This is a genomic window from Acinetobacter kookii (genome assembly GCF_900096895.1).
Taxonomy (GTDB): Bacteria; Pseudomonadota; Gammaproteobacteria; order Pseudomonadales; family Moraxellaceae; genus Acinetobacter; species Acinetobacter kookii.
On sequence record NZ_FMYO01000010.1, the window covers coordinates 42,909 to 61,602 of the forward strand.

Consider the following 18,694-nt stretch of genomic DNA (forward strand, 5'->3'; position numbering starts at 1 on the left):
TATTCTTTTAAAGTATTTTAAAAACTGTCCTACCCTTTTAAGCACGAATAACAGTTCATAATTCCTTATAATTTACTTGGAATTTAACATCTTGGACATATTGATTTTCTAATTATAAACAAAAAAATGCTACCACTGACGTGATAGCATTTTTTACATTCTAAATCTGATTCAATTAAATCATTAAGAGCGGTTACGTTTACGTTCGTTTTCAGTCAACCAACGCTTACGGATACGGATTGATTTCGGTGTAACTTCAACCAGCTCGTCGTCTTCAATGAATTCAAGTGCTTGTTCAAGTGTGTATTCAATTGCTGGAACCAGTGTTAAAGCATCATCAGTACCTGACGCACGTACGTTGGTTAACTGTTTCGCTTTAGTCGGGTTCACAACCATGTCGTCTGAACGGGAGTTAATACCCACGATCATACCTTCGTAAACTTCTAACTGAGGTTTAGCGAATAGGCGGCCACGGTCTTGCAAGCTGAACAATGCATAACCCAGGCAAGTACCTTGAACCATAGAGATCAATACACCGTTTTGACGTTTCGCAACAGTACCTTGTTTCATAGGACCGTAGTGCGAGAAGCTTGATGTCATGATCCCTGTACCAGAAGTCATGGTCAAGAATTCAGAACGGAAACCAATTAAACCACGTGAAGGAACAGTTGCTTCAATACGGATACGGCCTTTACCGTCAACTTCCATATTGGTCATCTCGCCTTTACGGTGACCCATTTGTTCCATCACAGCGCCTTGGTGCTGTTCTTCAACGTCAAAAGTTACGTTTTCGTACGGTTCTTGCATTTGACCGTCGATTTCTTTCAAGATCACTTGCGGACGAGATACACCCATCTCGAAACCTTCACGACGCATGTTTTCAATCAGAACTGAAAGGTGAAGTTCACCACGACCAGACACTTTGAAACGGTCAGGACTGTCAGTATCTTCAACACGAAGTGCCACGTTGTGGATCAATTCGCGGTCAAGACGTTCACGGATGTTACGTGAAGTTACGAACTTACCTTCTTTACCGGCAAACGGTGAGTTGTTGACCTGGAATGTCATCGAAACTGTTGGTTCGTCAACAGAAAGCGGTGGCAATGCTTCAACGTTCTTAGGATCACAGATCGTATCAGAGATATGAAGCTCTTCCATACCTGTGACACATACGATGTCACCAGCAGAAGCAGATTCAACGTCAATACGCTCAAGACCGTGGTAACCCATGATTTTTAAGATACGACCGTTACGTGTCTTACCTTCTTTATCAATAACAGTTACAGGTGTGTTTAATTTTACTGAACCGCGTTGGATACGACCAACACCGATTACACCAACGAAGCTGTTATAGTCCAAAGACGAAATTTGCATCTGGAATGGACCATCAACGTCAACTGCTGGTGGTTCAACGATGTCTACGATTGTTTGGAACAATGGTGTCATGTCTTCAGCAAGTTCTTCTGGAGACGGACCCGCCACACCACGAAGACCAGAAGCATAAACCACTGGGAAGTCTAACTGTTCGTCAGTACCACCCAGGTTGTCGAACAGGTCAAATACCTGGTCAATTACCCAGTCAGGACGCGCGTTTGGCTTGTCGACTTTGTTGATGATCACGATTGGTTTCAAGCCACGTGCGAACGCTTTTTGCGTTACGAAACGGGTTTGTGGCATTGGACCTTCTTGAGAATCGACAAGAAGAAGTACACAGTCAACCATAGACATTACACGTTCAACTTCACCACCGAAGTCGGCGTGTCCCGGGGTGTCCACGATGTTGATACGGTATTCTGTATCTGTACGTTTATCTAACCATTTGATTGCAGTGTTTTTTGCAAGAATGGTAATACCACGTTCACTTTCAATAGCGCCTGAATCCATAACACGCTCGATCTCACCCGCGCGTTCACCCAAAGCACCTGATTGTTGTAAAAGTTTGTCGACTAAAGTCGTTTTACCATGGTCGACGTGCGCGATGATGGCAATATTACGGAGAGTTTTAATATCTGACATGTAAATTCGATACGCTTTAAATTTGAGGGCAAATTATACAGAAAAAACTTAGCTTTTTATAGTGACAGTTTATTGACAGTTACAAGTTTTTTTGACTATTCATCCCTTTTTCGGTTTGTAAAGTACTGTAACTCGATTAGAATAACGCCAAATTACTGCTGTACCTTTTTTTACATGTCTGATTTAGAAAACTCTCCCAAACAACAAGATCGTCTTGATTTGGTCTACGGATTAAACGATCGCCCCAAACCACTTATTGCTTTTCTCGCTGCCCTGCAACATTTACTTGCGATTATTGTCCCGATTGTCACCCCAGGTCTTTTGATCTGTCTTGCTTTAGGCGTATCCAAAGAAGACACCAACATGATTCTTTCCATGTCCTTGGTGATCTCGGGGATTGCAACTTTCTTACAATGTAAAAAAGTTGGTCCTTTTGGCGCAGGTCTTTTAATTGTACAGGGCACCAGTTTTAACTTTATTGGCCCGATTATCGGCATTGGTTCAGCGATGGTCGCGGCAGGCACCCCTGTTGAAGCAGTGATGGCTTCTATTTTTGGTGTAGTAATTGCCGGCTCATTCATTGAAATGGGTGTTTCACGTATTTTACCTTGGGTAAAACGGCTGATCACGCCCCTGGTTACAGGTATTGTCGTGCTGCTGATTGGCTTGACCTTAATTAAAGAAGGTTTAATCAGTATGGGTGGCGGTTATCAGGCCATGGGTGACAAAACCTTTGCCAATGCCGACAATCTGATCATGTCCTGTACGGTACTGGCAATTATTATTGTCCTGAACCGTATCCGTATTACCTGGATCAAAAGCTCAGCCATTCTGATTGCCCTGATTATTGGTTATGCTCTTGCCGGTTTCATGGGACATCTTGATTTTTCAGGCCTGAAAGATGCGCCGATGATTCAAATTCCAACCCCGATGCATTTTGGCTTAAGCTTCTCCTGGAGCTTGTTTATTCCAATGGCATTTATTTATCTGGTGACATCACTGGAAGCCATTGGTGACATTACCGCCACTTCAAAGATTTCCAACCAGCCAGTCGATGGCCCGGTATGGATGCAACGTATTAAAGGGGGGGTACTGGTGAATGGTGCCAACTCTCTGCTTGCCGGCTTATTCAATACTTTCCCGAGTTCGGTGTTTGCACAGAATAATGGCGTCATTCAGCTTACCGGGGTTGCAAGCCGTTATGTGGGTATCTGGATTGCAGCATTACTGGTGATTTTAGGCTTGTTGCCTGCGGTTGCCGGCGTGATTCAAGCAGTCCCTCAAGCCGTACTCGGCGGTGCTGTGATGGTGATGTTTGGTGCGGTAGCGGCGTCTGGTATTAATATCCTGTCAGGGATTCATCTTGACCGTCGTGCCCTGTTAATTATTGCGATTTCACTGGGACTCGGTTTGGGTGTTGCACAAGTCCCACAAATTTTGGAACATCTTCCTGAATTATTCCGTAACATCTTCAGTTCTGGCGTAGCGACTGGCGGTATTGCAGCATTGCTTTTAAATATTATTCTTCCTGAATCGAAGCAATAATTTCATTTCAGCATCAACTCTGCCCAGCATTGTCTGGGCAGAGTTTTTCAATGGCGAGATAAAAAAATGGATCCAAGAAGTGAAGTTGTCATTCGGCAGCATGAATATCTTTCTGGACGTGTGCTTTTGGTCAATGCACCTACGGATGAGTTACTTTCCAATCTAGGAAAAGACATCAGCCCTTGTTTCTGGACCTGGAATTATAATGAATTTCAATATTTTCAGTCGCAACAGGCCAATGTCCATTTTGGCGTAGAGCTTCCTGAAGGCAGTTTTGACCAGGCCATTATCTTTGTACCGAAGTCCAAAGAACTCCTAAATTATGTGCTGCATAATGTCGTCAGCCGTCTAGGTTTAGGTGCTTCCATTTTCCTGGTGGGTGAGAAAAAAGGCGGCGTTGAACGCGCAGCCAAACAGCTCCAGCCTTATGGTAAAGCCATTAAACTGGACAGTGCACGTCATTGCCAGCTCTGGCAGGTCAAGGTTGAATCGACGGCTCAAGAAAAGGCTTTGGCAGACTGGGCTCAAGCATATACGGTAGCAACACCGAAAGGTGATCTCACTATTTGTGCCCTGCCCGGCGTATTCAGCCAAAATCGTTTAGATGTCGGTACAGCGGTATTTTTACCGTTTTTATCACAGGTTACTTCAGGTAAAATTGCCGACTTTGGCTGTGGTGCCGGTGTGATCAGTGCCTATCTGGCAAAACTGAATCCGAAAAACCGTATTTTTGCGCTGGATGTCGATGCTTTTGCTTTGGCCTCAACCCGCATGACGTTTGAAAAAAATGGCCTTTCTCCCGAACAGCTGGAAATTACCGCTGTGACCGGTATTGAAGATGCGCCGCTTTTCTTGCATGCCATCGTCAGCAATCCGCCTTTCCATCAAGGCATTCAGACCAATTATGATGCCAGCGAAAGCCTGTGCAAGACTTCACGCCGTCATTTGAAATCGGGTGGTGAACTCTGGATTGTGGCAAACCGCTTTTTAAATTATCCATTACTCATTGAACAAAGCTTTGGCAAATGTACAACCAAAGCCGATCAACAAGGCTTTAAAGTGCTGTTCGCTAGCACTGAAAAGAAATCTTAAGGAACAACGATGAGCGAAACTCAATCTGCACATTTACAGCGTAAGCTGGGTGCACGTCATTTGAATATGATCGCCATTGGTGGTTCTATCGGCACAGGCTTATTCCTGGCTTCTGGTGCAACCATTGCCAATGCAGGTCCAGGCGGTGCTTTATTGGCTTACTGCCTGATTGGGATCATGATTTATTTCCTGATGACCAGTCTGGGCGAGCTTGCAACACATAACCCGACTTCAGGTGCCTTCTTTACCTACGGTACAAAATATGTAGAAGGCGGTTTTGGCTTTGCTCTGGGCTGGAACTATTGGTACAACTGGGCCATTACGGTTGCTTTTGAACTGGTGGCAGTCCAGTTTATTATGAAATTCTGGTTTCCTGATATTCCCGGATTCTACTGGAGTGCCATTTTTCTTAGCGTTATTTTTGCCATTAATTCTCTCTCCGTAAAAGGCTTTGGTGAAAGTGAGTTTTTATTCTCCTTGGTCAAAGTAATTGCCATTATTGTCTTTATCATTATTGGTATTGCCATGATTGCAAAAATCATGCTGACGCCAAATATGGTGACCTTTGCCAACTGGACCAAAGGTGATGCACCTTTTGTTGGTGGTTTGCAGGCCATGATTGGTGTCGCCATGATTGCCGGATTCTCCTTCCAGGGTACAGAAATGGTGGGGGTTGCTGCGGGTGAATCGAAAGACCCTAAAAAGACCATTCCGGTGGCCATCAAGCAAATTTTCTGGCGTATTTTATTGTTCTATGTGGTGTGTATTTTCATCATTGGTACTTTGGTAGCCTATGATGATCCACGTCTGTTACAAGCGGCTGCAAGTGAAAATATTGCCCTTTCACCTTTTACCTTATTGTATGAAAAAGTCGGTTTTGCTTTTGCCGCAGGTTTAATGAATGCCGTAATCTTAACTGCAATTTTGTCTGCAGGTAACTCAGGCATGTATTCATCGACCCGTATGCTGTTTGACATGGCTCGCAAAGGCAGTGCACCAAAAATCTTTGGCAAACTGGATGCACGCGGTGTACCCATGAATGCACTGTATGCCACCACTGCAATTGCCGCTCTTTGCTTCCTCACGACTTTCATTGGGGAACAACAGGTGTTTAGCTGGTTGCTGAATATGTCAGGCATGTGCGGATTCATTGTATGGCTGGGTATTGCCATTTCACACTACCGTTTCCGTAAAGGTTATGTGGCACAGGGTTATAAACTGGAAGATTTAGCGTATAAAGCCAAATTTTTCCCATTTGCCCCGTGGTTTGCCTTTATTCTTTGTACGATTGTCGTACTTGGACAGAACTATCAGGCCTTTATTACGGGTGATTGGCTCGGTGTGTTATCTACCTATATCAGTATTCCATTATTTCTGGCAATCTGGCTGGGCTATAAATGGAAAAACAAAACCAAGTTGGTTTCTTATCAAGATATGGATGTTAAACCCATGAATCCTGATCAGGACTAAATGCAATATATAAATAAAAAAACAGCCTTTAGGCTGTTTTTTTATTTAACTTATATCAATGATGTGCCAGAAATTCCTTCAAGGCAAAACTGACTTCATTTTTATGGGTGGTACACAACCCGTGCGGTGCTCCCTTAATTTGCTCTTCTACGCCATGCTTTAAAAGTTTGACGGTTTGCCGACTGCAAATTTCTGGCGGAACAATGTCATCTGCTGTTCCATAAAGCACCAAGGTCGGTACAGTAATCCGGGTTAGATCTTCACGTAAGTCGGTTTCTGAAAATGCGTGGATACAATCGTAATGCGCCTTGATTGAACCCTGCATGGCAATACGCCAGAAACTCTGTATTACCCCTTCTGAGGTTTTATGTAACAGCTTGTCATAGCCATAAAATAATTTAGCAAAATCCAGGTAAAAATCCGCCCTGTTGGCCAGTAAATTGGCGCGCATCTCATCAAACACGTCTGAATCTACACCGTCTGGATGATCATCCCGTTTAATCATGAGAGGTGTTACCGCCGCAATAAGCGCAAGTTTAGTGACTTTATGCTGACCATATTTTGCCGTATAACGGGTCACGACGGCCCCACCGGTAGAATGTCCGACTAAAGCGAACTCGGTTAACCCAAGATGCTCAATCAGTTGATGCATATCTTGTGCATACTGATCAATATTATGCCCAGCCCAAGGCTGACTCGAGCGTCCATGACCCCGTCGGTCGAATGCAATCACCCGATAGCCATGTTCTGCAAGAAATAACATCTGGTCTTCAAAAGCATCACTGGATAAAGGCCATCCATGAGAAAAGACCACAACCGGTCCCTCTCCCCAATCCTTATAATAAATCGAGGTTCCATCTGTTGTCGTTAACATCTGCGTCATTTTGTCACCCTCTTTTTATTGTCTATATGGGTGTTTATTAGAACAAGATCAAAATAAAACTGTGTATTAAACAAGTTATGCTTATGTAGCACATAAAAAAAGCAGCCTTAAGGCTGCTTTTTTAACTCAGTTCAATAATAAATTATTGAGCTGCAGGCGCTTGTTGAGCAGGTTCTGCAACAACTGTACGGCTACCAGTAATAGTCGCGAATACACGACGGTTCATAGCACGGCCTTCTTTAGTGTTGTTGTCAGCAATCGGTTGATCCCAAGCGAAACCTTGAGTAGACAAACGAGCTGGATCTACATTGTATTCATTTACAAGTGAAGATTTAACAGAATTAGCACGAGCTAAAGATAAACGTTCGTTCAATGCACGTGGACCAGTGTTGTCTGTGTGACCTTCGATGCGAGCAGTAGCGTTTGGATATTCAACCAACTTCTCGGCAACTTTAGCGATTTCTGGTTTGTATTGGTCTTTGATGTTTGATTTGTTTGTATCAAAGAACACACGAAGTTCCATGTTAAGGTCTTCAGTCAACTCTTGTGGAGCTGGTTGAACTGGAGCTACAGGCTCAACTGGAGCAACTTCTACTACAGGAGCAGCAGGCTTCAAGTGACCGCCAAGAACTACGTTAAGACCAGCTAAAGCTGTATAGTTCCAGAAGTCTTCGTCGATGTTATAAGTAGCACGAGCTTCAGTACGTAGAGATAAAGCATCATTTAAGCGCCAGAAAGCACCTAGACCAGCGTTACCAAGAGTACCTTCTTCAGCCTCACCACCTGCAATTGAACCTGTAGCTTCATATTTATAATGACCAGCACCTAACAATACATAAGGTTTGATTTTGCTGTCATAGTTTTTGGTGATCAAATCAGAAGTCGCATAGAAGTTACCATTGATTTGAGTTTGTTTATACTCTGCACCTGCAGGTACACCAAGGCCTTCTACATCACCTTTTACTTGGTTGTATTCAGCTTCGAAACCTAACCAAGGCGTTAATTCAACACCAAGTGCTGCACCAACGAATAAATCGTCTTGAAGCTCAGGACCATCTGTTAAATGATCTTCGCCATTGTTGTGTTGAGTATCTTGCCATGTATAACCGACCATTAATGGAGTAACAGTTACGCCAGCGTTTGCAGCAGCTAAAGGTGCAGCAACGAGCATTGCTAAAGCAATACGACTCATTTTCATGGATTTATCCTCCAGAGATAACAATTGTTGTTCAAGCTCAAGCCTAGAATTTGGCTATTCTGAGATAGGCTTTCTTATACCCCAGTTTTTTTCTTAATTCTTAAGCTATTCACAGTGAATCATACAAACACTTTATTTTTTTTCCAAGTGCTTGATAATTTTAATCAAGTAAATTATTGACAAAATTACTTACAATTTCCGTTGTAATTCGGTAAATTTTTACTCAATTTATTCTTATGAATAGCTTATCGTCACTTGCGAATTATTTTAACAGCTTTGTTATAAAGTTGAAAAATAAATATCAATCGCAAAAAAACAATTAAAAAACAAAATATTAATAACACACATAATTAAAAAAAAATACATTGCAGGATTACTTTAAATGCTTTTTCAACAAAAAAATGGGTTCACATTGGTTGAGCTAATCGTTACTTTGGCTATTTTTGCAATTCTGGCCACCATCGCTTTACCTTATTTTCAAGAAATAAGAGCCAAACAGGAAGTCAACGCCACTACGAATAAACTGATTTCAACAATTCATTTAGCCAAATCTCAAGCCCTTCTCTATCATAGCAATGTGGTGTTGTGTCCAAGTCAAAATAACTTGAATTGTCAAACAAATCAATGGGCTGCCGGTTTATTGGTTTTTCTCGACAGCAATAAAAATAGACAAATTGATACAGGCGAAAAAATTATCTATACAGAATCAACCAATTTAAAATACGGGCATTTAGACTGGAGAGGGACATTGAGTGCCCCCAGCCTAACGTTTCAAGCTGAAAATGGCCTGCCGATAGGTTCAAATGGCAGTTTTTATTATTGTTCAAATGTTTCTGATCATCATCGGAAACTGGTTCTGAGTGCCATGGGGCATATGCGGATAGAAACCCTCTCCCTCTGCTAAAAACTTCTCAGTCTAAAGACATGCTGCCATCCCCTCTTTATTCCGGCTCATTTTTCAATATACTGCTTAAACTTGGAAAAATAATTCCTTAAAAAAATCAATCTCGGAGAAAGAACAATGACAGACATCGTAATTGTAAATGGTGCACGTACTGCAATGGGCGGCTTTCAAGGTAGCTTGGCCAATGTAACAGCCCCAGAACTTGGCGCAGCATGTATTAAGGAAGCGATTGCACGTGCAGGATTACAAGCAACCGATGTCGAAGAAGTCATTATGGGCTGCGTACTCCCTGCTGGCCTGAAGCAGGGACCAGCCCGTCAGGCAATGCGCAAAGCCGGCTTACCTGATTCAACTGGTGCAGTGACTATTAATAAGTTATGTGGTTCTGGCATGAAAGCGGTGATGCAAGCGGCTGACATGATTAAAGCCGGTTCTGCTGAAATCGTGGTTGCAGGCGGCATGGAATCGATGACCAATGCCCCTTATGTATTGCCTAAAGCGCGTAGCGGTTTGCGCATGGGACATGGTGAAATCAAAGACCATATGTTCCTGGATGGTTTAGAAGATGCAGAAACAGGCCGTTTAATGGGTTCTTTTGCACAAGACATGGCAAATACGCGTGGCTATACGCGCGAACAGATGGATGCCTTTGCGATTCGTTCATTACAACGTGCACAAAACGCGGTCAATGAAGGTTACTTTGCCGATGAAATCGTCCCAGTCACGGTATCTACCCGTAAAGGCGATGTCGTGATAGATAAAGACGAACAGCCTTTCAATGCCAATATTGAAAAAATTCCAACGCTACGTCCTGCATTTGCCAAAGATGGTACGATTACTGCGGCCAATGCCAGCTCGATTTCAGATGGCGCCTCTGCCCTTGTGCTCACCTCAAGTGAAAATGCCTCAGCTAAGGGCTTAAAACCTCTGGCAAAAATTGTGGCTTATGCTTCTAATTCACAGCATCCCTCAGAATTTACCATTGCTCCAGTCGGTGCCATTCAGAAAGTTTTAAATAAAACCGGTTGGGATGCTCAAGATGTTGATCTTTGGGAAATTAACGAAGCTTTTGCCATGGTGACCATGTGTCCGATGGATGATTTCAAGCTTGATCCGGCTAAAGTCAACATTAACGGCGGTGCGTGTGCACTCGGTCATCCTGTCGGTTCTACCGGTTCGCGCATTATCTTGACGCTCATTCATGCCTTAAAACGTACGGGTGGCAAAAAAGGCATTGCGGCACTGTGTATCGGTGGCGGTGAAGCGACTGCTGTGGCGATTGAGTTGCTTTAATCTCCTTGCGAAGCAGTGCTTCTCATCTCTCCTCTTTGGGAGAGATGAGAAAAAAATCCCTCGCTTGAGAGATTTTTTATGCTTACACTTTTTTATGTTTTCATCATCAAAATTTGAGCTTAAACCTGCTAGATTAGAACCATCAAAATAACAACTACAAAGGCTTTGCATGCAACTTAATCATTATCTTAATTTCCAAGGTGAAACCGAAGCAGCATTTAACTTTTATAAATCTGTTTTTGGTGGTGAGTTTTCCAATCTGACCCGTTATGGTGAAATGCCAGCGCAAGAAGGTGTCACGCTATCTGAAGCGGATAAAAATCTTATTCTGCATGTATCCTTACCGATTAATGCGTTTACAGAATTGATGGGATCTGACACCAATGATCAATTCTGTGCGCAAAACAATAGCATTTTCACGCCAGGCAATAATCACTATATTTCAATTAATCTGAATGCCCATGAGCAAGATGAGGCGAAACGCTTATTTGATGCTTTATCTGTAAATGGACAAATTGAAATGCCCTTAGAAAAGACCTTCTGGGGTGCACTCTATGGTGCCTTCACCGATCAGTTCGGGATTAAATGGATGGTGAATTGCCAGTTAGAAGCCATGTAATCTCGGTTTTTTATTTAAACACGCATAAAAAAAAGCCGGAATCTATCCGGCTTTTGAACATCAGCTTAAAACAATCAAGCACCTGTTTGATAACTTGCTTTTTCAACTGCAGTTGAAGCCTGATATGGATTGGTAAAATCACCCAGACCGGCAGCAGCTTCCTGAATATCTTTCCCTTCTTTAATCACGAAAGTATCGAAACCAGAACGCTTCATGTAGTTCAACACGTCTTTGAACACATCACCTGTCGCACGCAGTTCGCCCTGGAAACCTTGACGACGTAACAGTGCAGCGAATGAATAGCCACGACCATCGTTAAAACCTGCAAATTCAATAAAAATTGCATCTAACTGGTCAAGTGGAAATTCATGCGTTTCAGGAGATGCATCTACAGTGATGTAAAGTGCTTTCTTACCTGAAACCTGGGCAATTTGGTCGAGCTGGTCAACCGTTAAAACCACGTCACCTTGTGGCAATACGCCATCTTCACCAATCAATTGATAGGTATTGTCTGCAATCGTGCCATCTTTAGAGAGCACTTGTAGTGCGGTATTAAGCATATGCACGCTCCTTGAATGGTTGAATGCCAACACGGCGGTAGGTATCAATAAACTCTTCACCCTCATTACGCAGGTCAAGATAGGTATTTAAAATTTCTTCCACTACATCTGGAATACGGTCTGCTGCAAATGATGGCCCCAAGATGTCACCAATCGATGCATCATGGTCTGCATTACCACCCAGCGTGATTTGGTAGAATTCAGCACCTTTTTTGTCAACACCCAAAATACCGATATTACCGACATGGTGGTGACCGCAGGCATTCATACAACCTGAAATGTTCAGGTCAAGCTTACCTAGATTATAAATGGTATCCAGATCATCAAAACGGCGTGAAATAGCTTCTGAAATCGGAATAGATTTCGCATTGGCAAGCGAACAGAAGTCACCGCCCGGGCAGCAGATGATGTCAGTCAAGAAACCAATGTGCGCACGTGCCAGGTTATGCTGATCAAGAATCTGCCACAATTCAAACAGGTCTTTTTGCGGCACATCAACCAAGGCCACATTTTGTTCATGTGTAGTACGGAACTCGCCGAAGGTGTACTTGTCTGCCAGATCGGCAATCAGGTTCATCTCTTCAACCGTCATGTCACCCGGTGCGATACCCGCACGTTTCAGTGAAATGGTAACAATACGATAACCTTTGACTTTATGCGCATTGGTATTGATATTGAACCACTGCTTGAACTTCGGATGCGCTGCAAACTGTTCTGTAAAGTCTTCATCAGCATAGTCTTGATAATCAAATGGCGTGAAGTTCTCATCCATTTTCGCCAAGGTGTCTGCATCGATTTTTAAAGTTTTTACGGTATGCGCAAATTCAGCTTCAACTTTCTCTGCAAACACTTCCGGAGTTAGTGCTTTAACAAGAATTTTGATACGGGCCTTGTATTTGTTGTCACGGCGACCATGCAAGTTATAGACACGCAGTACCGCTTCCAAATAGGCAATCAGGTCTTCACGTGGCAGGAAGTCACGGATAAAGCTGCCAATCACCGGAGTACGGCCCAAGCCACCACCCACTTTGATTTTATAGCCCATCTCGCCTGCTTCATTACGCACGATGTATACACCGATGTCATGAAATGAAGTCGCCGCACGGTCAGTTTCTTCCAATGCAGAAACTGCAATTTTGAACTTACGTGGCAAGAAGGCAAATTCTGGGTGGAATGTAGACCACTGACGGATCAATTCACAGGTTGGACGTGGGTCAGCCACTTCACCGGCAACCACACCTGCGTACTGGTCAGTTGTAGTATTACGGATACAGTTGCCAGAAGTCTGGATGGCATGCATTTGTACAGAAGCCAGTTCTTGCAGCATGTCCGGTACATTTTCTAGTGCAGGCCAGTTAAACTGAATGTTTTGACGTGTTGATACGTGTGCATAACCACGGTCATAGTCTTTAGCCAATTGCGCAATTTTACGTAATTGTTTTGAATTCATCAGGCCGTAAGGAACCGCAATACGCAACATTGGCGCATAACGTTGTACATAAAGGCCGTTTTGCAGACGGAGTGGACGATATTCATCTTCCGTCAATTTACCGGCTAAATAACGTTCCGTTTGGTCACGGAATTGTGCAACACGTTCATTGACCAGTTGCTGGTCAAAATCAGTATATAAATACATGGCGTACAGCTAGTAGTTTCTATTATAACGGTGCACAGCATAACGAGATTTGATCTATCAACAAAATGCGTTTTTTACATATTTCATAGCGATTTTATTGATAAGTGTGCCCGACCTGCACAGATATAAAGCCTTTCAGCCTTTTTTAATTCATTTTCAATGATATTGCTTAATTTATTTAGTCTTTAGCATTTATTTTCATAAAAAAGCCCGACGAATCGGACTTTTCAAATTTAACCTAATAAATAGATAGCTTATTTTTTATCGGGTAAGGCATAAGCAACCAAAGAGTCGCCCATTTTGGTCCCAAATGAACCATGACCGCCCGCCATAATGACTACATATTGTTTACCGTTACTTTCGTAAGTCATTGGCGTTGCCTGGCCACCCGCCGGCAAACGGCCTTTCCAAAGCTCATCCCCATTGGTGACATTAATGGCACGGATGTAATTGTCCTGGGTTGCACCCACAAACATGACATTACCTGCAGTAGAGATTGGACCACCCAGCATTGGCACACCCATTTTAAATGGCGGTAATGGAATACCCGGCATACTGTCTCGAATGGTACCGATCCGGCGTTTCCAGACCACTTTATGGGTATTTAAATCGACACCTGCCACATAGCCCCAAGCCGGCTGTTTACATGGCAGCCCGAAGGGAGAAAGGAAGGCACTGATTTCCACACCATACGGCACACCGTACATGGGCTGAACACCCTGTTCAGTCCCCGCGCCTTTGGCTGTCTGCTTACGGTTCGGATCTTCTGGGATCAGTCTGGACACAAATGGCAAGCCAATCGGGTTCATCAAGGCAATTTGACGGTCCGGGTTGACCGACATACCTCCCCATTCAAACACGCCCAGGTTACCTGGAAACACCAGCGTGCCATTTTCAGAAGGTGGCGTATAAATGCCATCGTAGTTCAATTTCTTGAACGCTACTCGGCACATTAACTGGTCAAACATGGTGGCACCCCACATCTGTTTGTCAGTCAATTTGTCTTTCGGTGCCAGGTCAAAGTCAGAGAATGGTTGAGTTGCTGAATAACGTTCGCCTTTGGTTTGCGGACCGCGTTTTACTCTTTGCGGCACAGGTTTTTCCCTAATCGGAATAATAGCCGCACCGGTACGTCGGTCTAGCACAAATGCATTCCCTGTTTTCGTCAGTACATAAATTGCAGGAACAAGATTGCCAGATTTGTCTTTGATATCAGCCAAAGTCGGTTGAGAGGGTACATCCATATCCCAAAGGTCATGATGGGTGGTCTGGAAATTCCAGATCAACTTACCGGTAGACGCATTCAGCGCAAGCATCGAGTTGGCATAACGTTCATCCAACTCGGTACGGTGGCCGCCATAAATATCCGGAGTACCGACACCCGTTGGAACATAAACGATATCCAGTTTCGCATCATAGGCCAAAGGTGCCCATGCGTTTGGCGAGTTATGCACAAATTTTTGACCAGGTGCAGGAATCGCATTTGGATCTTCCGCACCGGTATCAAATACCCAAAGCAGTTCACCGCTATTGACATCATAACCGCGGATCACACCCGAAGGTTCTTTGGTTGAATAGTTGTCGGTTGTTGAACCTGCAATGATGATGGTTGTACCGGTAATCACTGGAGGTGAAGTTGGGATATATCCTCCTGGATACGGGAACGGCATGTCTTTTTGCAAATCCACTTCACCATTTTTACCAAAGTCAGAACATGGTGTACCGGTTTGTGCATTTACCGCCACCAGACGACCATCATTGACCGGCAAAATCACTTTTTGAGGACATTCGGCAGAGCTAGATTTTTTAGCTGCCAAACTGGCTTCAAAACCAGCAGTATTGTTTACGTCATAATAAGACACGCCACGACAGGTTAAATGCTGATAGGTATTATCTGCTTTAAGAACCGGATCGTAAGTCCATTTTGCTTTACCTGTTGCTGGATCAAGCGCTGTCAATTTTTGATGGGTGGTACAGATGTACATGTTGTCACCCACTTTAATTGGGGTGACCTGATTGGTGGTTTCACCCGAGTCGTTTTCAGTTTTGAATTCGCCAGTGTGATATTCCCACGCCACTTGCAAATCTTTTACGTTATCGGAATTGATCTGTTTTAACGGAGAATAGCGCAAACCTGACTGGGTACGACCATAAGCCGGCCAGTCACCATCTGCCACACCCGGAATGGGCTGCGATGTTGCAGGTTGCTTGGTGCTTAACTCGCCACGAATCTCTTGAGGATCATTAAAAATCGAGTAAATCATCACCAAAATAGTGATAACCAAAGAACCGCCTAAAACAAGCTTGGCGGTTTTCGTATTATCGAAACCTCGAGTCGCTGCAGGAATCAGCAATAAAAGACCAAAGATACCTAAAATGTCCAGACGGGGGGCAAGCGCAAAGAAGTCAGAACCCACTTCCCAAAGCCCCCAGACCACAGTACCTAATACCAGCACCGCATACACCAGAAGTGCCGAACTTTTAAATTTTTGCAATAGAACTGCAGTAGCGATGAAGAATAAACCTGCGATGATGTAGTACCAAGACCCACCAAGCACTGCAAGATATATTCCTCCAATCAGCAGCACTAAACCGAAAATAATGGCTATCACAGCCAAAACCGTTTTTAGAGCTGAACCTGAAGATGGAGTACTCATATTGACCACCTATTTTTAAGATTCTTTTTAAAGCTCATATCTAAAGTTAAATATGAGCACCTTTTTTAGTTTTTAGATTTTAAATATCTGGGTTAAACCGATCTGCAAAAGAAAATTGTGCTCTAGGCATCTACTGATAAAACCCAAGTACTTATCATCTAGAAACTAGAACGCTGTTTGGAATTTAATGCCGCCAACCCAGGCATTCTCTCCATTTTTATATGCACCAACCCGGTGGATATATTGAATATTCGGACGGATCGTAAGCCAGTTTGCGGCATGCATACCGTAGTAAATTTCGCTATTGTATTCTTCGCCCTGTAGACCACGGGCATCTACACTGTTATTGCGAATGTTCGCATCATTAACCTTGTCATTGATATTGATCCGGGCGATACCGACCGCAATCTCATCATGAGGACGGGAGTCGATTAATCCCTTATAAACCAGACCAATATTTTGCATGTCACTGACTTGATTTGTGTCGCTATCATGTACAGTTAAGTTTACAAAACCACTCAAGCCACGAGACGCATCGCCGTTATGGGCCGTCAGTTGTTGTCTGGCCACCACCCAACCGCCTTGATGATGCTTCTTTTCAGTTGTAGTGCTAGCGATCAGTGCTGCATCCGCGGTGCTATAGTAATAGCCGGAACGGTATTCACCTGGAAGTTTGGCCACGCCAAGTTTTGCTGTCCAAACCACTTCAGCAGGAATAATCGCACCATGCGAACCATCGGTACTTAAATTAAAGCCTTTACCACGCTCTAAATTTTCCGGGTTATATTCATAGGCGCCGACTTGTGCATAGACTTCTGGAGTCAGGCTGTATTTCAGCCGTGCCGCCCACTGGCTGACGGGCCAGTTATACCACTGGTCACCGACCCAGTTCCCGACTTGTGAACCGCAGAGCGACAAGTTCTGAAAATCACAGTCGAAACTGTTGAAATCTTCACCTTCACCAAAACGGCCGACTTTAACATCCAGTTTTTGATCCAGGAATTTTTTCTTGATCCAGAAATCGGTTAAACGCCAGGTCTGGCCGCGGCCCCATACTTCTTGGACTGAACTTTTATGACCATTTAAAGCCTCAGAAGTATTCGACAAATTACGACCATTACGCTCAGTCACGGTAATTTGCGCTTCAGTATCTGGCCAGCCTAAGATTTTGTTTAAATCCAAATGCGCACCAAAAGCAAATTGATCCGCATATTCCGTACCATGACTGGAGTGGTTCTCGGAATGCATTAGCGTCGCCAGTTCACCGGTATAGCCAAGGCTGAAATCGTAACCTTTTGCTTGGAGCTCGGTACGTTTACCATTCCAGTCTCCAAACATCCATTGACTCTGTGGGTCAAAAGCATCGGCTGCATTTGCTATCTGTAACGCACAGCTGAAAGACAGCAGACTGATGCTAAAACTGAACGTTCTACATAATTTCTTCATAAGAAAGAGTCTTTATATTATTTTGTAATACAAATATGGTACTCTTGTCCATTATGTAACTTTTAATGAAATTTGTTAATTTATTGTTTTATAAAAGAATATTTATCAATATAAAATAAAGCTACCAATCTCCAGCCCCTAAATGCTGCCCAATATATAGATATTTTGTCTTAGATCGCGAAAATTTGATCGGACAGGCCAGCTGGGTTTCGGTGTGTTGACTGCCCTGCTCTAGCGGAACTTCCACCGTCCACTGTCGTTGCTCGGCCAAAGTGGAATGCAAGGCTTCATCCAGATCTAAAACAGGCTCTACGCATACATCCTGCTGCGCGAACAGCATTTTCCATTCTGCAAAAGTTCGGCTTTTAATTTTTTCCCGCAGAGCCTGTTTTACGCTTTGCTGATCTGCCAGATCAAATGAAGCCCCTTTTTCAGCAAGTAGGGGAAGATCTAATATTTGCGCCAAGCCGGTCATAAACTGTGGCTCTAAACTCCCAATCGATAAATAACGGCCATCCTGAGTTTGGTAATAGTCATAAAAGCTGCCGCCATTTAAATGCGACTGTTCCGGAAATTGTCTGGTTTTTCCTGCCAATGTTGCCGCTGCTGCCATATTATTTAAAGTGGCAACACAATCAGTCATCGAAATATCAATATATTGTCCCAAGCCACTGTGCTCACGCTCAACAACCGCGGCCAAAATACCAATGACCGCATGTAAGGAGCCTCCGGCAACATCGGCCACCTGAATACCCAATGCGGGTGGTCCACCTTGTTGGCGGCCACTATGTCCTGCAATTCCGGATAAAGCCAGGTAATTGATGTCATGACCGGCTTTATTTTTATAAGTTCCGGTCTGACCATAGCCGGTAATGGAACAATAAATCAGTCGGGGGTTAAGTGCGCTCAGTGTTGCATAATCCAGACCCAGACGCTGCATCACTCCCGGTCTAAACTGCTCAACCACAATATCGTATTCAGTAATCTTCTGTTTAATCAGCTGGATACTCTGTGCATCTTTTAAATCCAGCGCAATCGACTGCTTATTACGGTTTAAGTAACTGTGCGCCGTTGCCTGCCCATTGGCATAAGGTGGCATCAGCCGGATCAGGTCTGGACGTGTAGGCGATTCGATATGGATCACTTCTGCACCGAGGTCCGCTAAATACAAAGTGGCAAAGGGACCTGGGAGTAAAGTGGAAAAATCAAGCACTTTTAATCCGTTTAAAGCCGTAGTCATATCCGTTTTTTCTCATTTTATATTGATTTTATATGCATATTAGAAATATAAAACTCATAAAACAATGTCATGTTCAGCCATTTACCTTGATCATTTCGGCAATTTAAGATGTCAATAAGGTAAAACATCTATTGT

14 protein-coding genes are annotated in these 18,694 nt (G+C 43.6%); 6 read left to right on the top strand and 8 right to left on the bottom strand.

Features of this window, described 5'->3' with window-relative positions; translation table 11 throughout:
* Positions 1 to 183: 183 nt before the first annotated feature.
* On the bottom strand, positions 184 to 2,016 hold the full coding sequence (gene typA / locus BLP85_RS12455) for a translational GTPase TypA (protein ID WP_092820395.1): 1,833 nt from the start codon (positions 2,014 to 2,016) through the stop codon (positions 184 to 186).
* A gap of 174 nt (positions 2,017 to 2,190) precedes the next feature.
* On the opposite strand from typA, the gene BLP85_RS12460 reads away from it, so the two are divergent.
* The 3 genes from BLP85_RS12460 to BLP85_RS12470 all read left to right on the top strand — a co-directional run bounded on the left by BLP85_RS12460 (position 2,191) and on the right by BLP85_RS12470 (position 6,123).
* The gene (locus tag BLP85_RS12460; RefSeq protein ID WP_092820396.1) at positions 2,191 to 3,561 is read left to right on the top strand and encodes a uracil-xanthine permease family protein; all 1,371 of its coding nucleotides are present in this window, start codon (positions 2,191 to 2,193) and stop codon (positions 3,559 to 3,561) included.
* A 66-nt stretch (positions 3,562 to 3,627) separates the two neighbouring features.
* Positions 3,628 to 4,653 (top strand): class I SAM-dependent methyltransferase, encoded by a 1,026-nt coding sequence (locus BLP85_RS12465; RefSeq protein WP_092820397.1) that lies wholly within the window; start codon positions 3,628 to 3,630, stop codon positions 4,651 to 4,653.
* A 9-nt stretch (positions 4,654 to 4,662) separates the two neighbouring features.
* Complete coding sequence (locus BLP85_RS12470; protein ID WP_092820398.1) at positions 4,663 to 6,123, top strand: amino acid permease; 1,461 nt, start codon at positions 4,663 to 4,665, stop codon at positions 6,121 to 6,123.
* Between the two features lie 55 nt (positions 6,124 to 6,178).
* On the opposite strand, the gene BLP85_RS12475 is transcribed toward BLP85_RS12470, so the two are convergent.
* Positions 6,179 to 7,006, bottom strand: coding sequence for an alpha/beta fold hydrolase (locus BLP85_RS12475; RefSeq protein WP_092820399.1), 828 nt, complete (start codon positions 7,004 to 7,006; stop codon positions 6,179 to 6,181).
* 142 nt (positions 7,007 to 7,148) lie between these two features.
* On the bottom strand, positions 7,149 to 8,204 hold the full coding sequence (gene omp38, locus BLP85_RS12480) for an outer membrane protein Omp38 (RefSeq protein WP_092820400.1): 1,056 nt from the start codon (positions 8,202 to 8,204) through the stop codon (positions 7,149 to 7,151).
* 382 nt (positions 8,205 to 8,586) lie between these two features.
* Here omp38 and BLP85_RS12485 point away from each other — a divergent pair, with 382 nt between their 5' ends.
* The 3 genes from BLP85_RS12485 (at position 8,587) to BLP85_RS12495 (ending at position 11,020) form a co-directional block, all read left to right on the top strand.
* Positions 8,587 to 9,108 (top strand): GspH/FimT family pseudopilin, encoded by a 522-nt coding sequence (locus BLP85_RS12485; RefSeq protein WP_092820401.1) that lies wholly within the window; start codon positions 8,587 to 8,589, stop codon positions 9,106 to 9,108.
* 117 nt (positions 9,109 to 9,225) lie between these two features.
* Positions 9,226 to 10,401, top strand: coding sequence for a thiolase family protein (locus BLP85_RS12490; protein ID WP_092820402.1), 1,176 nt, complete (start codon positions 9,226 to 9,228; stop codon positions 10,399 to 10,401).
* A 169-nt stretch (positions 10,402 to 10,570) separates the two neighbouring features.
* Positions 10,571 to 11,020 carry a VOC family protein gene (locus BLP85_RS12495; protein ID WP_092820403.1) on the top strand — a complete coding sequence of 150 codons (450 nt, stop codon included), beginning with the start codon at positions 10,571 to 10,573 and terminating at the stop codon, positions 11,018 to 11,020.
* 74 nt (positions 11,021 to 11,094) lie between these two features.
* On the opposite strand, the gene BLP85_RS12500 is transcribed toward BLP85_RS12495, so the two are convergent.
* The 5 genes from BLP85_RS12500 to BLP85_RS12520 form a co-directional block, all read right to left on the bottom strand.
* A complete protein-coding gene (locus BLP85_RS12500) occupies positions 11,095 to 11,580 on the bottom strand; it encodes a DUF934 domain-containing protein (RefSeq protein WP_092820404.1) in 486 nt (161 codons plus the stop codon).
* The gene (locus BLP85_RS12505; RefSeq protein WP_092820405.1) at positions 11,573 to 13,216 is read right to left on the bottom strand and encodes a nitrite/sulfite reductase; all 1,644 of its coding nucleotides are present in this window, start codon (positions 13,214 to 13,216) and stop codon (positions 11,573 to 11,575) included. Before BLP85_RS12505 ends, BLP85_RS12500 begins: the two co-directional genes overlap by 8 nt.
* Positions 13,217 to 13,470: 254 nt before the next feature.
* Entirely contained in the window at positions 13,471 to 15,873 is a 2,403-nt protein-coding gene (locus BLP85_RS12510; RefSeq protein ID WP_092820406.1) for a glucose/quinate/shikimate family membrane-bound PQQ-dependent dehydrogenase, read from the bottom strand.
* A 165-nt stretch (positions 15,874 to 16,038) separates the two neighbouring features.
* Positions 16,039 to 17,319 carry a carbohydrate porin gene (locus tag BLP85_RS12515; protein ID WP_092820407.1) on the bottom strand — a complete coding sequence of 427 codons (1,281 nt, stop codon included), beginning with the start codon at positions 17,317 to 17,319 and terminating at the stop codon, positions 16,039 to 16,041.
* 121 nt (positions 17,320 to 17,440) lie between these two features.
* Positions 17,441 to 18,559 carry a CaiB/BaiF CoA transferase family protein gene (locus BLP85_RS12520; RefSeq protein ID WP_092820408.1) on the bottom strand — a complete coding sequence of 373 codons (1,119 nt, stop codon included), beginning with the start codon at positions 18,557 to 18,559 and terminating at the stop codon, positions 17,441 to 17,443.
* Positions 18,560 to 18,694: the final 135 nt, after the last annotated feature.